The sequence below is a fragment of the Chromobacterium indicum genome (assembly GCF_039708975.1).
In the GTDB taxonomy this organism is placed as follows: Bacteria; Pseudomonadota; Gammaproteobacteria; order Burkholderiales; family Chromobacteriaceae; genus Chromobacterium; species Chromobacterium piscinae.
Genome location: NZ_JAYFSJ010000002.1, coordinates 68,676 through 81,305, shown reverse-complemented (window position 1 = coordinate 81,305; position 12,630 = coordinate 68,676). Strand labels below are relative to the sequence as shown.

The 12,630-nt window shown below is 56.5% G+C and carries 17 protein-coding genes and 1 pseudogene; 11 read left to right on the top strand and 7 right to left on the bottom strand.

Going from position 1 to position 12,630, the window contains the following annotated elements; genetic code table 11:
* Nucleotides 1-10: 10 nt before the first annotated feature.
* The 7 genes from VA599_RS02900 to VA599_RS02870 form a co-directional block, all read right to left on the bottom strand.
* The gene (locus VA599_RS02900; RefSeq protein ID WP_346787627.1) at nt 11-397 is read right to left on the bottom strand and encodes a hypothetical protein; all 387 of its coding nucleotides are present in this window, start codon (nt 395-397) and stop codon (nt 11-13) included.
* Between the two features lie 64 nt (nt 398-461).
* On the bottom strand, nt 462-590 hold the full coding sequence (locus tag VA599_RS02895) for a hypothetical protein (RefSeq protein ID WP_346787626.1): 129 nt from the start codon (nt 588-590) through the stop codon (nt 462-464).
* 249 nt (nt 591-839) lie between these two features.
* Nucleotides 840-1,055, bottom strand: a complete 216-nt coding sequence (locus VA599_RS02890; protein ID WP_346787625.1) for a hypothetical protein — start codon at nt 1,053-1,055, stop codon at nt 840-842.
* Nucleotides 1,056-1,491: 436 nt separating this feature from the next.
* A complete protein-coding gene (locus VA599_RS02885; RefSeq protein WP_346787624.1) occupies nt 1,492-2,007 on the bottom strand; it encodes a hypothetical protein in 516 nt (171 codons plus the stop codon).
* A complete protein-coding gene (locus VA599_RS02880) occupies nt 2,004-2,786 on the bottom strand; it encodes a hypothetical protein (protein ID WP_346787623.1) in 783 nt (260 codons plus the stop codon). Before VA599_RS02880 ends, VA599_RS02885 begins: the two co-directional genes overlap by 4 nt.
* Before the next feature lie 6 nt (nt 2,787-2,792).
* Nucleotides 2,793-3,122, bottom strand: coding sequence for a helix-turn-helix domain-containing protein (locus VA599_RS02875; RefSeq protein WP_346787622.1), 330 nt, complete (start codon nt 3,120-3,122; stop codon nt 2,793-2,795).
* Nucleotides 3,123-3,304: 182 nt separating this feature from the next.
* Nucleotides 3,305-3,880: a helix-turn-helix domain-containing protein gene (locus VA599_RS02870; protein WP_346787621.1), complete on the bottom strand. Its 576-nt coding sequence runs from the start codon at nt 3,878-3,880 to the stop codon at nt 3,305-3,307.
* 308 nt (nt 3,881-4,188) lie between these two features.
* On the opposite strand from VA599_RS02870, the gene VA599_RS02865 reads away from it, so the two are divergent.
* From VA599_RS02865 to VA599_RS02820, 11 genes and pseudogenes are all read left to right on the top strand, one after another.
* The gene (locus VA599_RS02865) at nt 4,189-4,785 is read left to right on the top strand and encodes a toxin YdaT family protein (protein ID WP_346787620.1); all 597 of its coding nucleotides are present in this window, start codon (nt 4,189-4,191) and stop codon (nt 4,783-4,785) included.
* Nucleotides 4,786-4,898: 113 nt separating this feature from the next.
* Nucleotides 4,899-5,159, top strand: a complete 261-nt coding sequence (locus tag VA599_RS02860) for a hypothetical protein (protein WP_346787619.1) — start codon at nt 4,899-4,901, stop codon at nt 5,157-5,159.
* Nucleotides 5,156-6,043, top strand: a complete 888-nt coding sequence (locus VA599_RS02855; protein WP_346787618.1) for a hypothetical protein — start codon at nt 5,156-5,158, stop codon at nt 6,041-6,043. Before VA599_RS02860 ends, VA599_RS02855 begins: the two co-directional genes overlap by 4 nt.
* The gene (locus tag VA599_RS02850) at nt 6,036-6,791 is read left to right on the top strand and encodes an ATP-binding protein (RefSeq protein WP_346787617.1); all 756 of its coding nucleotides are present in this window, start codon (nt 6,036-6,038) and stop codon (nt 6,789-6,791) included. Before VA599_RS02855 ends, VA599_RS02850 begins: the two co-directional genes overlap by 8 nt.
* Nucleotides 6,792-6,882: 91 nt before the next feature.
* The gene (locus VA599_RS02845) at nt 6,883-7,365 is read left to right on the top strand and encodes a hypothetical protein (protein WP_346787616.1); all 483 of its coding nucleotides are present in this window, start codon (nt 6,883-6,885) and stop codon (nt 7,363-7,365) included.
* A gap of 288 nt (nt 7,366-7,653) precedes the next feature.
* Nucleotides 7,654-7,764, top strand: a pseudogene (locus VA599_RS24210) (HNH endonuclease); the annotation flags it as partial.
* Between the two features lie 135 nt (nt 7,765-7,899).
* A complete protein-coding gene (locus VA599_RS02840; RefSeq protein WP_346787615.1) occupies nt 7,900-8,082 on the top strand; it encodes a hypothetical protein in 183 nt (60 codons plus the stop codon).
* A 353-nt stretch (nt 8,083-8,435) separates the two neighbouring features.
* Nucleotides 8,436-8,948: a P27 family phage terminase small subunit gene (locus VA599_RS02835; RefSeq protein ID WP_346787614.1), complete on the top strand. Its 513-nt coding sequence runs from the start codon at nt 8,436-8,438 to the stop codon at nt 8,946-8,948.
* Nucleotides 8,834-10,657 carry a terminase large subunit gene (locus tag VA599_RS02830; RefSeq protein ID WP_346787801.1) on the top strand — a complete coding sequence of 608 codons (1,824 nt, stop codon included), beginning with the start codon at nt 8,834-8,836 and terminating at the stop codon, nt 10,655-10,657. Before VA599_RS02835 ends, VA599_RS02830 begins: the two co-directional genes overlap by 115 nt.
* Nucleotides 10,658-11,938 (top strand): phage portal protein, encoded by a 1,281-nt coding sequence (locus VA599_RS02825; RefSeq protein ID WP_346787613.1) that lies wholly within the window; start codon nt 10,658-10,660, stop codon nt 11,936-11,938. It begins immediately after the preceding gene.
* Nucleotides 11,865-12,599 (top strand): head maturation protease, ClpP-related, encoded by a 735-nt coding sequence (locus VA599_RS02820; RefSeq protein WP_346787612.1) that lies wholly within the window; start codon nt 11,865-11,867, stop codon nt 12,597-12,599. Before VA599_RS02825 ends, VA599_RS02820 begins: the two co-directional genes overlap by 74 nt.
* Nucleotides 12,600-12,630: the final 31 nt, after the last annotated feature.

Sequence of the window (12,630 nt, the reverse complement as noted above, 5' to 3'; positions counted from 1 at the left end):
CGTGGTTTCCTTACCAGTCTGTGGGGTTGTCGCGCGCGTGCTGCCATTGCTCAGCAGTGCTGTTGAACTGGTGGCCGCTTTGTTGGGGTGTTTCGCGAGGCGGTGCCGCTGGCTTGGGCGACGGCTTCGCGGGGGTTTGGGGCGTCGCATGAGCTGTCTTCCTGAGTTGACGGCGTGCGCGGTACAGCGCATTCCGTAGCTCATCTAGCGTCATCTGGATGCCAGCATTTGCCAGTGCGTTGAGGATTTCGGTCTGGCTGATACCGCGCCGCATGGCCTCTTCGATGTCTGGTAGTAGCTGGCGGATGCGGCCGGCCTTGCTTTCAATGGCCGGCTGCGGTTGTAGGCTGTTGAGCTGCTGCCGCGCCTGCTCATTGCTTGTTAATGTGTTGCTCATGTGGCGCTAACGTCCTGCTCATTTCGTGCTCATTTCGTGCTCATGAGCAGCGCGGGCAAAAAAATCAGCCAGGCAGTTTGATCACAAGGAAAACCGGCTGGCCGTCGCGAAAGTACGGGGCTTTGATAATCCAGCCGCTGGCACGTAGGTCATGGGCGGCTGCATCGGTTATTTCAGTTATTTCCATCGACATGCTTTTCTCCTTGGTGGATTCGCTTGCGTTTGGTGTGTCCTGGGCGGCCCGCCACTCCGGCGGGGCCGCTCTTTTAATCCCAGCCGTTGGCTGTGTCGGATTGGTAATGCTGGCGTTCGGCGCGGTCGTTTGCGCGCTGCCTGGTGCGTCGTAGTCGCTCCGCCGTTTCGGTTGGCAGTGCGGCCGGGGTAAGGGCGCGCAACTGGATTTCGCGCCGCTCAAACTGCCGTTGAGTGTTTTGGCTCAAGCTCATTTGCAAGCCTCGCTAATCATGGTGATGGCGTCATCAAGGTTGATGATTGCAGTGTCCAGGGCGTCGGCTGAGGCTTCCAGCTGTTGGCCGTGTTCAAGCGCTAAAGTGTTTTTGGGTAGGCTGGCTATGTCGGCCCGCTTTACTTGCAGTGCTTCTTGCAGGCGTTTCTTGATGGCCTCTATTTCTTGCTGGGCCTTTTGCAGGTTTTTCATCTTGCTTTCTCCAGGTGAATGCATCCGGCAGCGTCCCGACTGGGGCGCTTGCGGATGCAGCCCACGATGGCGATTCAGAGGGCGCGCAGGTCGGGTTGATCTGTGCGGCCATCGCGGGCGGCAAGGTGGTGTTACCGCGTCGGAACGGACGCGGCGACGTGTTTACTGGTTGTTAAGGAGCGATATCAAATTGATATTTGATGCAACAATAGCAAGCTTGATTTGATATTGTCAATATCAATTTGATATCTTTTGGCGGGGAACGGTAGTGGCGGGATTTTGGTTGACTGCCTTCCTGTCATTTGGGACAGGTTAGGTGTTTTTACTTAGTCATTTGTACTAGTCAGTAGAATAGAATGCGGCATGCCACAAAAACAAAAAGCACCGCTCAGGGTGCCTGTATCCGTACAAAAGAAGGTCAAAGAACTGGTTAGCGTTACGGCTCCCCGGCGCGTGTCGGGGGTATTAGCGCCTCCCCGTGTTGGGAGTGCATGACCTCATCGTGTTCTGAAGAAAAGCCCACTTGGCCGTCATGCGGTAAGTGGGCTTTTTTTTTACGCAATGTCAGTGCGGGGCCGTGTCGCCATAGATAGCTGAGGATTTCCGATATGTTGTTGCCGGAGCTTTCGCGCTCATTGCGCAAGGACATGCCCATGGGGGTGGTGAGCGCCCCTGTTGTTAGTCTGTATGCGAGAGCGTCGAGCTGGGTTGTCAGCATCTGGCGTTCAGCATTTGGCCAAGCAAGAAGCTGGTCGGCGCTGGGGAGGTTCCAGTAAAGCTTATCGTCGATCCGCATGACGACGCCAACGCATTCCATATCATCGCTTGCAAGATCAAACTGCCAATAAACTTGCCATGATGAAGCCCTGATAAGTGGCTGTTGATCTGTTTCCGGTGTTAGGCGCTTGCTTAACTTGCCTGCCAGCTTGTGAGCGGCTGGTTTTCTGCTCATGCAACCTTTCCTTTGATCCACTCTGGATCGCTGCGTAAAGCTATGAAATTTGCAGCAGCTTCCCTGTCTCTGCGTTTGAGTAGGTCGCCCCACCAATCCATGATACTTCCTTTGGCCTGCTCCCAGGCAATGCTTGCTGATAGATGGCTTTCTTCTATTGCGCGGGCTGATGTCCGATCTGGTACGCCACCATATGCAAGCTGTAGCAGCTTGTTATGTAAATAGCCAGCTGTTTCAAGGCTTTCAGGTGTCCATGACTGCCCCCCGAGCATGTCAGCGTAGTCAATCAATGCAAATTCTGCTTCACCTAGCCAAAGCAGATTGCCAGCATTGGCATCAATATTTTGTAGCCACTGATGAAAAGCAATAGCGGCGGGGAGGTGCGGCCATTGCTGTACGCGCTGACGCCAGGCTATAGCGTCGGCCTCACTAACAAGCGTGAGCATCGAGTCTTGAAGTTCCTCGGTTGCCCAGGTTGGGAATAGATCATCGTCGCTGCCGGGCCAGGTGTATTCAGGAAATAGCTTCCTGAGTTTTCTGGTGTGAATTAGCAGAATGAATGCGCGTGGTGCGGTTGTAAGGCCATAAGCGCGCGCGCGAAGGTAGCCAGCAACTTCGTTGGCAAGCGCTTTGTTATCTGTCGGAAAGGCTTTGACGTATGCGGTTAGGGTGGTGCCGTCCGGCGCGCGTAGTTCTGCGCGGTGAACGCAGGATGAATAGCCATCAATCCGGCGTGCCGCGTGCAGGTGGTGGCCCGCGCCCAGCAAGGTAATGCTCATTGATTTTCAGTTTTCAGACAGTAAGTTCAGCAAGCTCGCGATGGTAGCAGCCAGCGCAGGGCTTGGCGATGAGCGGATGAACTGCTCTAGGCTATCGCGGAGGGGTTCGGGGTTTAAAGGGGTTGGGGTGTGATGGGTTGTGTCCATCCATCCGGCTGCGAGATTGAGCTGTTTTTCAACATGCCGGGCAAATTTGTTGCCTATATTGCAGCGGCCTCGCAGGTATCTAGATACTTGAGACTCTTCACGATCTAGCGCCTGCGCCAACGCTTGCCGGCTGGGGTAGTGGCCGGCAAGTGTGGTGAGGTTCTGCCGACGGATAGAGACAATGTCCATTGTTGGATGCTGTCTTATCGTGGCGCGTCGGTGAATGACGGTAGAGGTCAATTTTCGTCAAGTGGCTAGTTTTTATGCCCATAGCTGCGGCTGAGTGGCTGGTCTGAGGGGCTGGATGGCGCGCGAATGGCCGCCGCAAGTCCGCTGCGGTCTGTTTATGAGGGGGCGGGACGCCGCGGGGCTTATTGTTTGCCCTTGGCATCCTTGGGGGGAGGAGGGGGGCTGATGTTTTCCCCGTGCGGATCGGCTATCCGTTTGGCAAGGTTGGAGATAGTGCGTTCGCGGCTGTCTTCTGTGCCCTGGTTGAGGTTACTGCTTGGCTGCATGGAGCGGACTAGGCTGCGCAGGTGCTTGACCGTATCCAGCGAGAGCGTGCGAGCGTTTAGCGCAAGCTCAATCTCATTTATCAAAAGGATAACTTCGGGGATGGTCGCGGCGATGACTTTTTCGTCTTGACTATGATCGCGACTTATCCAGCCGCTTTCTTTATCGAAAGCTTGCTCTATGCGCTTGGCCATGTTCGGGCCGACATTTCGAAAGCCGGTCTTCAGGTGCGAAGCTTGCCCAGGTTGGATGCCTACCTTGTCGGCAAATGCCTTGACTGAGTCGTCGCATTCTTCGATCAGTTTCAGGACGTTTTGACGGCGAATTTCTGAGATATCCATATCAGCATTAACGCATTGATTATCAAATTGATAAACGTGCGAATTGATATTGAAACTTGCCTTGTCAATATCAATTTGATATTGTGCGTTCATGACTCTCTCCGAATACTTCAAAAAAAGTCGCGGTTCTCGCTTGGAGTTGGCTAAGCGTGTCCGCAAGACCCCGGCCTATCTGACCCATGTAGCTATCGGGTTCCGTCGTCCCAGCGCAGCGCTTGCCGCTGACATTGAGGCTCAGACGGATGGGCAGGTGCCTAGGAGTGTTTTGCGGCCAGATATCTGGCCAAGCTGATTTCCCCACGTCCTGCGGTTGCTGCGCAGGGCGTCTTGGCCGGTTCGCCCGGCGTTTTTTATTCAGTCTGCGGGGTCTTCCCGCAAGGCAAACTATAGCGAGATTCCAAATGAATTTCATGCGGCGCTTACCACACAAAACATGGATTGGTGTGGCGCGGGATGCGGTGCAGCAGTGGCGGCAGCGAGAGCGCTGGACGTTGGAGGCGGTGACTCATCAGATTGTCATGCATTACTACGAGTCGGGCGCGGATGGGGTTTGGCTGGTGGAGTTTCAGCAAACCGAGGCCGGGACCGATCCGATGCGGGCGCGCAAGACCAATGCGGAGAGGATCGCCCGTTGGCTTGATGACCAGACTAAAGACACTTCGTTATTGCCGGCCAATCTACTTCCAACGGTGCTAGGGGCGTTGCCCATGGACCTGCGGTTGGCATGTGTCACGGAAATGATAGGGCTGCTTGGGTTCGATGTAGCAATTGCGAAACCGGGGGTTCCCGATGCCACGCATGCAACTTTGGTCGCGGCTGCCGCGAAAGAGGCTGGGGAGGCCGTGGCGGCATTCTCCTTGCTGGCGGATGGGATGAATCAAGGAGCCTTGATGCAAGCCAAGATCGAGCTTGAGGAAGGGCGCGCGGCGCTGAGCGACGCGATTAACCATGTTGACGGCCTGTTGACGGAGCGCCATGAAGTCGGTTTCGGTGGCTGACATGCTGCTGACCCGAGCCGATTGGCGGGCCAGGGTGGCGCATTCGGATGATAAGCAAGCCGCTAGGCGGCGCTATCTGGATTTGTTGAGACAACGGCTGGAGTTGGCGGCAAATGGTCGAATGGGTCAAGGAAAGCGGTGATGTGCGCCGGGATGCTGCCTATATCGCATTGCTGCCCACTGAGGCGCTGCGCGCAAGGGAGTTGAAAAGGCTGGCGCACATCCATGGTAAAGCTCATGGCAGAAGCGTTGAGGACGCGGTTGCGGGTGATTGGGCAGGGCGCGAAGCAAGCTTGCCGCCGTTGCTGCTGATTGAACATGAAAACCCCCGGCTGGCCGCGTTGTCGGCAGTGGGGGGGAAGGGGGGGATGTGAGAGTTTTGCTGTCAGAGCAGGAGCAATCCGCCTTGCTGGAGTGCAGCTTAGAGGCGTTTCGCTTGTATGTGGCTGGTTTGCGGCCATGCGTGGATATTCGCACGGGCATCATTGGTCGAGGTTATCCAATTAGCCGAACGGTACTCGCCATCAATTGCCAGTATGTGCCGCCGCGAGGTAGCAAGCGCCCGGCCTGGCGACCGACATTGAAACAGGTTGATGCGCTGCTTGATGAGCTGGAAAGGGTAGGGCTGGCAAAGCGCGTAGCTGCCATTCAAGAGGTCAAGAAATTGGTCTTGAGATTGCCGCTATTGGTGCGTGCTGTGGATGAGCAGGACATGAACGGGAGTGTACGAACGGGACAGGCTAGGAATGGTGAGAGCCGCGCCAGTCAAGGCTTAGGTGATGTGCTGGGTCGTGATGAACCGGACATGAGCCGGCAGGCTGAGCCGGACATATCGGAGGTTAATAAATATATACATATCGGGCGCGAGGAGATGAACGCAGAGCAGCCGGGCGCAGCGGCATTGCTAGCCGCTGCTGCGGACCAGCTGGGCGTCAGGGTCGGAGGCGCAGCCAATCCGGCAGTGCTGGAGTGGGCGGCGGCGGGCGTAACGGTCCCGCAGCTTGCGCAGGCCATTGACCGTAGTCGCGCGTATATCGCGGAGGGTGAGGCTGTATCGGTCAAGTATCTGTCGAAAGTATTGCGGTCGATGCGCGAGGAAGGAAAACCGTCTGCAGGGCGTGCTGTACGCAGTGGGCTGCGGGAGAGTAAGGGCCGGCGTGATCCGGCATGGAAAGAAGTTCCCGCGCCGGCTCCGGGGACAGTGGTGCCAGTTTCGGGCAATGTGATGGATAGCGGTGAAGGTGGTTGGCTTGAGTGAAGCATTGCAGTATTTTCCACGAGTGGCCAGCCTGCGTGGGCTGGCGCGAGTGTCAGGCCATTGCGCTACGCATGGTGAGTTTGTGGCGCATGTCCTGCCTGGGCGGGTGCCACTGTGCCTGCGGTGCGATGTAGAGCGAGAGGCCGCAAACCGACTGGCTGAGCAGCGGCGGGCGGTGTTGTGGGGCTGCGGAGTGCCGGGGACGTTTCGGGAGGCGAAGTTCCGCGACTTGTTGGAGGTTTGCCCTGAACAGGTGGCAGTGTTGCAGGCGTTTAAGGGTTGGGTGGCCAGGGTGGGGAAGGATCGCAGCGCCGGCAACGTGGTGATGGTCGGGAGTACCGGGACCGGCAAGACTCACATGGCCAGCGCGGCGGCGCTGAATCTGATTGCCCATTGCGGCCTAGATGTGCGCTATGTTACGTCCGATCAAATGCGCGTGGAGGTGTGCGAGACGTGGGGCAAGCCTGGACGTAGCGAGAATGTCGAGTTGAGGCGGCTGGCGATGTGCCCGCTGTTGATCATCGATGAGGTGGATATTCTCGATTCCAATGGCCATGGCTTGCGGATTTTGACTAATGTGATTGCTGCCCGGTCGAGAGCGGGTTTTCCCACGGTATTCATCAGTAACCAGACGAAGGAGCGATTGATAGAAATTGTGGGCCAGCGAGCGGTGAGCCGGATGTATGAAAATGCCTTGGTGTTGCAATGCTATTGGGAGGATTTCCGGGCGCGGCGGATAGGGAATTGAACGCTCAAGCATGGTAGAATGGCGGCACAAAACAAAGCCCGGCATTGATCGGGCTAGGGGAATTCTCCGCAGCAAATTTGGAGAGTTCGAAGTGATTAAGGAAGTTGATGAACTGTTGTGGCAATGGGGCGCTTGGGTTGATCAGCGCGAATCAAACAGCCTGGGCTACAAGATGTCCGTGCTGAATGAATGCATGGCCATGGCGAGCAATGAGCATCAAGAACGGCGAGTATCGCGGCCGGTGATCGATGGTGAAAAGATGTTGCTGGTGGATGCGGTCTTGTGCCGGAAGGTCAAGCCGGATACCAAACGGCTGATTGATCGCTATTACAGGGGGGCGGTGGGTGGAGTGGTTGCCATTCAGTCTGGCCGGATGCCTAAGCGGAGGGCTGGAGCGTATACTCAAGTCTTCGCGGACATGAACTCTGTAACAAGGCAAACCGTTCATGCGTGGATTCATAATGCCCACGTTGAACTACAGCTGGCGATGGCTGCGGTGGTTCATAGGGTGAAACAGGTAGGTGTGGCAGGGGTGGTAATGGAAATTGGTGCGACTTGTGCGAATGATGCTTGACAGCTGATCTTACACTTGTGCACAATTCGGCTACTCTTGAAACCATTGCGAGTAACGAAACCCGAGGCTAAGCCCTCGGGTTTTTGCTTTTGTGGTTTAGCGATCTACAGCCTGAAATGCTGTAGTGCGGCATGAGGTTTGACAGATAAGGGGGCGCGCAATAATATTGCCGCCCGCAAAGCCTCGGCCTGCCAGCTTGGGCTTTGTGTTTCAGCTTCATATACATCACTTGCTTTTACTTAATGCGCCTCGGCTTTTGCCGGGGCGTTTCTTTTTGGGGAAACGGAAATGCCACGATCAGCGCCGACGCCATGTCGGCAAAGGGGATGTCGGCAGTTGGTGCGGGATGGTGGCGGTTATTGCGATGTGCATCGCCGGGAGGTGCGGCGCGAGGTTGACCAGCGGCGCGGGTCTGCTGCGAGTCGGGGTTATGGATCGCGATGGGCGAAGGCGCGTGAAACGTTTTTGCGGCAGCGTCCGCTTTGCGAGTGTGAGGATTGCGCCGGGGTTGGGCGAGTGGTAGCGGCGACGGTGGTGGATCATATCAAGGCGCACCGGCTAAAAGATGCGCTGGACTCGGGCGACGCGGAAAGGATCACCGCCGCGCAGGCGCTGTTTTGGGATAAGGCGAATTGGATGCCGATGAGTAAGCCATGCCATGACAAGAAAACGGCAAGGCTGGACGGCGGTTTCGGGAATCGAAAGGGCGGGGCGTGATGGCTGGGAGCGTGGAGCGAGTTCAAGAATTGTTCGAGCAGTTACCGGCGGACTTTCGCCAAGAGACATTGGCGACGGCGGCCCAAGTGCTTGAGCTATTGAGTGCTTGCCCGGAAGAAATGCGGCTTTGGGTCCGGGCGCTGCTGGTGGCGAATTGGTCGGCGGTTGAATAGTCGGCCAGGGGGAGGGGGTGGGTAAAAGTCTGGCCGGCATCGGTCAAGACCGCGTGCCTAGCCACGGTTTTTTATGGCCTCTGTTTTTGAACAGGGGGGGGTATGAAATTAGACGGCCTCTGATGCGTTATTTGGCGCATCGGGGGCTTTTTTTATGGGCGAATGCCCTGGAGGCTCACTATGGACGATAGAAGGCCGCCGCTTACCGTTATTTCGGGTGGGGTGGGCGGAGTCGCTAGAAATGCGGGTGATAACGGGGCGATAAAGTCGCCATCTACACCGCCAGGGGCAAAACTGTCTCCGAGAGAGCGGAAAGTCTGGGATGAAATTTGTGATTCTCTTCGCGCTGCGGGTATGGAGCATCTGACGGCAGGTTTGGCTATTTCCGTAATTTGCAGGACGTTTATTCGTTTGCAGGATGCGGAGGAAGAATTAAGCAAGGTTATAGAGCGGAACGGTGGTAGTTATGTGATTGATGTAGGTAAGGATAAGCCTTATTTTCAGGCGCATCCTATTTACAGCATAACGGTTAGCTTAAAGGAAGAATTGCGTAAATGGCTGCCGGAATCATGTCTGACATTGCCGTCAGCGGCGGCAGTCAAGGCCAAGCTGGGAGACAAAGCACCTCAGGACGATCTGTTCGACAGCGCCGTCAATCTCGCAAGACGCCACCCGTCAGCCGGCTCAGGTTAATTCCGCCGGAAGAACAGTGGCAAGAATGGGATACTCGCTATGGCATACCAGTTTTAAAAGGCGAGATTACAGTTTGTCAGCTGACTGTGCTGGCAGTTGAGCGACATTATCGAGATTTGCAAACCGCGCATAAGCGCGGTTTTTTCTTTTCTCCCGCTCATGCATGGCATTGCATTGAGTTTATCCAAGAATGGTTTGTTCATACGACAGGACCGCTTGGGGGTAAGCCTATTTTGCTGGACGGCTGGCAGTTGTTTTGGACTGCGGTTCTAATTGGCTGGCGGGAGGTTGGAGAAGGTAAGTTGCGCCGTTTTAGGACGGGGTATGAAGAAGTCGCCAGGAAGAATGGAAAATCTACGTGGATGGCTCCAATTGGGGCTTATCTGTGGATGATGGATGAGGAGGAGGGGGCGCAGGTATATACCATTGCGACGACGCGAGCCCAAGCTATGCCGGTTTTTAAGCCAGCTTTTGCAAATGTAAAACGTTGGGTTAGAAAGTCTAGGCGGCTGGCAAGGTCGATCAAGATCGCAGAGGGCGCAAATCAAGAAAAGCTTGTCTTGTTCGGTGAGTTTGGCGAGTCTATCTATGAACCTTTGGCCGCAAATGCCGAAAGCTTGGACGGTAAAAATCCATCATGCGTTTTGGTGGATGAATTGCATGCTCATAAAGACCGTAAGGTTTGGGATGTGATGATTTCGGCGCTTGGTGCGCGTCTTCATCCTCTTGTTAATGCAATCACGACGGCGGGTTTTATCTTGGATGGGATATGTATTGAACTTCGTTCATATCTAATCAAGGTTTTGCGTGGTGAAGTCGTCGATGACCGTATGTTCGGTGTTATTTACACCATTGATGAAGGGGATGACCCATATAGCGCCGATGTGTGGATTAAGGCAAATCCGAGCTTAGGAAGTGCGAAAACCTTTGCCTATATGAAGGAGCAGGCCGGGCGGGCAAAGGTTTTGCCGAGCGCGAGGGCGAACTTTTTAACAAAGGACTTGAATGTCTTTGTCGGAGATGCGCTGTCGTGGTTCGACATGCAGGTATGGGATAAGGGCAGCAAGAAGTTTGACCCGGAAATACTCAAGGGGCGGCGCTGTTTTGGTGGCCTTGACCTGGCCAGCACGCGAGACATTACCGCGTTTGTGTTGCTGTTCCCGCCACCCGATGGCGACGAGGATGGCGACTGGTATGTGTTGGTGTGGGCCTGGGTGCCGCAGGCCAAGCTTGATGCTGCGGAGCAAGACTCCGGGTCGGACTACAAGGCATGGGCGCGGGCCGGCTGGTTGACGGTGACGGAGGGGGACGTTACCGACTATGAGGCAGTCCGGGAGGTGATTGAACAGGCGTGGCAGGACTTCGATGTGGAAGAAATCGCATTCGACACCTGGAACTGTACGCACCTGGCAAACCAGTTGCTGGAAAAGGACATTCCGATGGTCAAGCTGCCGCAGAACTTCGCCGGTTTGTCGCCTGGGGCGAAGCAGCTCGAGCGCATGGTTTACGGCAAGCGCTTGCGGCATGGCGGGAATCCGCTGCTGCGTTGGTGCGCGGGCAATGTCACTTTGATGATCGACAGCAACGAGAACATCAAGCCGGACAAAAAGCGCTCGCAAGGGCGCATTGACCCGATAGTGGCGATATGCAGCGCGGCTACGCGGGCAATGACCCATCTTGACGAATCGGCGCATCTGGAGATTTTGTAAATGGGGTTCTTCGAACGAATATTTGGCGGCCCTGCGCCGCCGCCACGGCAAGAGCCTGTGGTTAGCAATGCCGGCGAGCTGTTTGGCGATTTGGCCACGTTGACGCGGGCCGGGGTGATGGTCAACGAGACAACAGCGATGCGCCAGGGCGCGGTTTATGCCTGCGTGCAGCTGCTGGCCGGAATCGTATCGACACTTCCGGTTCACTTTTACCGCCGAGGCGGAGAGGTGCAATCGCGTGTAGATCATCCGTATTGGTGGCTGTTCAACCAGTCGGCGACCAACGAGTACACCAGTGCCGCGATGTGGGAATTCCTGATGGAATCCCGCTTACTGGATGGTGACGCTTACGCCTGGTTGCGACGAGATCGGCGCGGACAGGTGATCGCAGTTCAGCCGGTTAACCCGCGATGCGTTGATGTTCAGCGGATGGCCGGCGGCTGGCGTTGTTACACGCTGTGGTTGCCGGATGGAACGGTCAAGGCGCTGCATGAAGATGATGTGTTGCACGTCGCCGGGCTGGGGTTCGATGGGCTGCGGAGCTTGTCGCCCATTCGGCACTATGCCGGCCGTTCTGTCGTCGGCCTAGCGTTGGCGCAAGATGAATTCGGCGAGCGAAGCCTTGGGCAGGGCAATCATAGCGATTTGCTGCTTTCGACGGCTGCAAAACTCAGTCCCGAACAGAAGGACGACTTGCGCAACGAGGTTGAGCGACGCTATGGCGGGCTGGGCAATGCGCGTCGGCCGATGGTGTTGAGTGGGGAGTTCAAGCTTGACCGTCTGCGCATGAGTCCGGTCGATATGCAGCTGTTGGAGGCCCGGCAATTCAGCGTGGTTGAGGTCGCGCGCATGTTTGGCGTCTTGCCGCACATGATCGGGGCCACGGACAAGTCTACCAGTTGGGGCAGCGGCATTGAGTCGATGACGCTGGGCTTTATCAAGTTCACCCTAAAACGCCACCTAGAGGCCATCCAGCAGGAACTAAACCGCAAGCTGTTCGGGCCGGAAACGGGCATCCACTGCGAATTCATGCTGGATGCTTTGCAGGAAGGCGATAGCAAGATGCAAGCCGAATACTTCGGCAAGGCGCTGGGTGGTCCCGGCTCGCAAGGTTGGATGACCATTAACGAAGTCCGCCGCCGCAAAAACCTGCCGCCTGTTCCGGGCGGCGAAATGATTCGAATCGCAGGAGAAAAACCGAATGCCGATGCAAAAACTGCTGATCCGCCCGAAGAACCGGACGGGGCCGACAAAGATCAGGGCGGAGACAGCGGGGAGTGAGGCCACGCTCTGGCTTTACGATGCGCTGGATGATTGGTGGGGCATCAATGCCGGCGATTTCTGCAAAGAGGTCGCAGCGCTGACGGCCGAAACTATCCATCTTCGCATCAATAGTCCTGGCGGCGACGTGTTCGGCGCACGCGCCATCGTTGCGGCCCTGCGTGGCAGCGGGGCCAAGGTGATTGCGCATGTGGACGGCCTGGCCGCCAGCGCCGTGACCTTCATCGCAGTGAACTGCCATGAAATCCGCATGGCGGATGGCGCGTTCTTCATGATCCATCAGGCCGGGACCGGGACATGGGGCAATGCTTCGGATTTGCGCGAGACGGCGGATTTGCTGGACAAGGTGGATAGCACCATCGTCGCCGATTACGTGCGCAAGACCGGCCAGGACGAACAGCAGGTCCGGGCCTGGATGGCGGCGGAAACGTGGTTTACCGCAGAGGAGGCCAAGGGCGCCGGTTTGGTTGACGCCATCGTGACCGGCCAGAGCGTTGATAACAGCGCATGGGACTTTTCCGGTTGCCGCAATGCGCCGCAAGCATTGATGGCCGCGCCGGTTCGCAATGAAGTTGTGCCGGAAGTCGCCGCGCCGCCTGATGGCGCGGAGCAGCGGGAGCATGCCCGCCGAGTGTTGGACCTGATTTCGCTTAGTCGCTGACGAACATTCGCACGACTCCAATCTTTAAGCC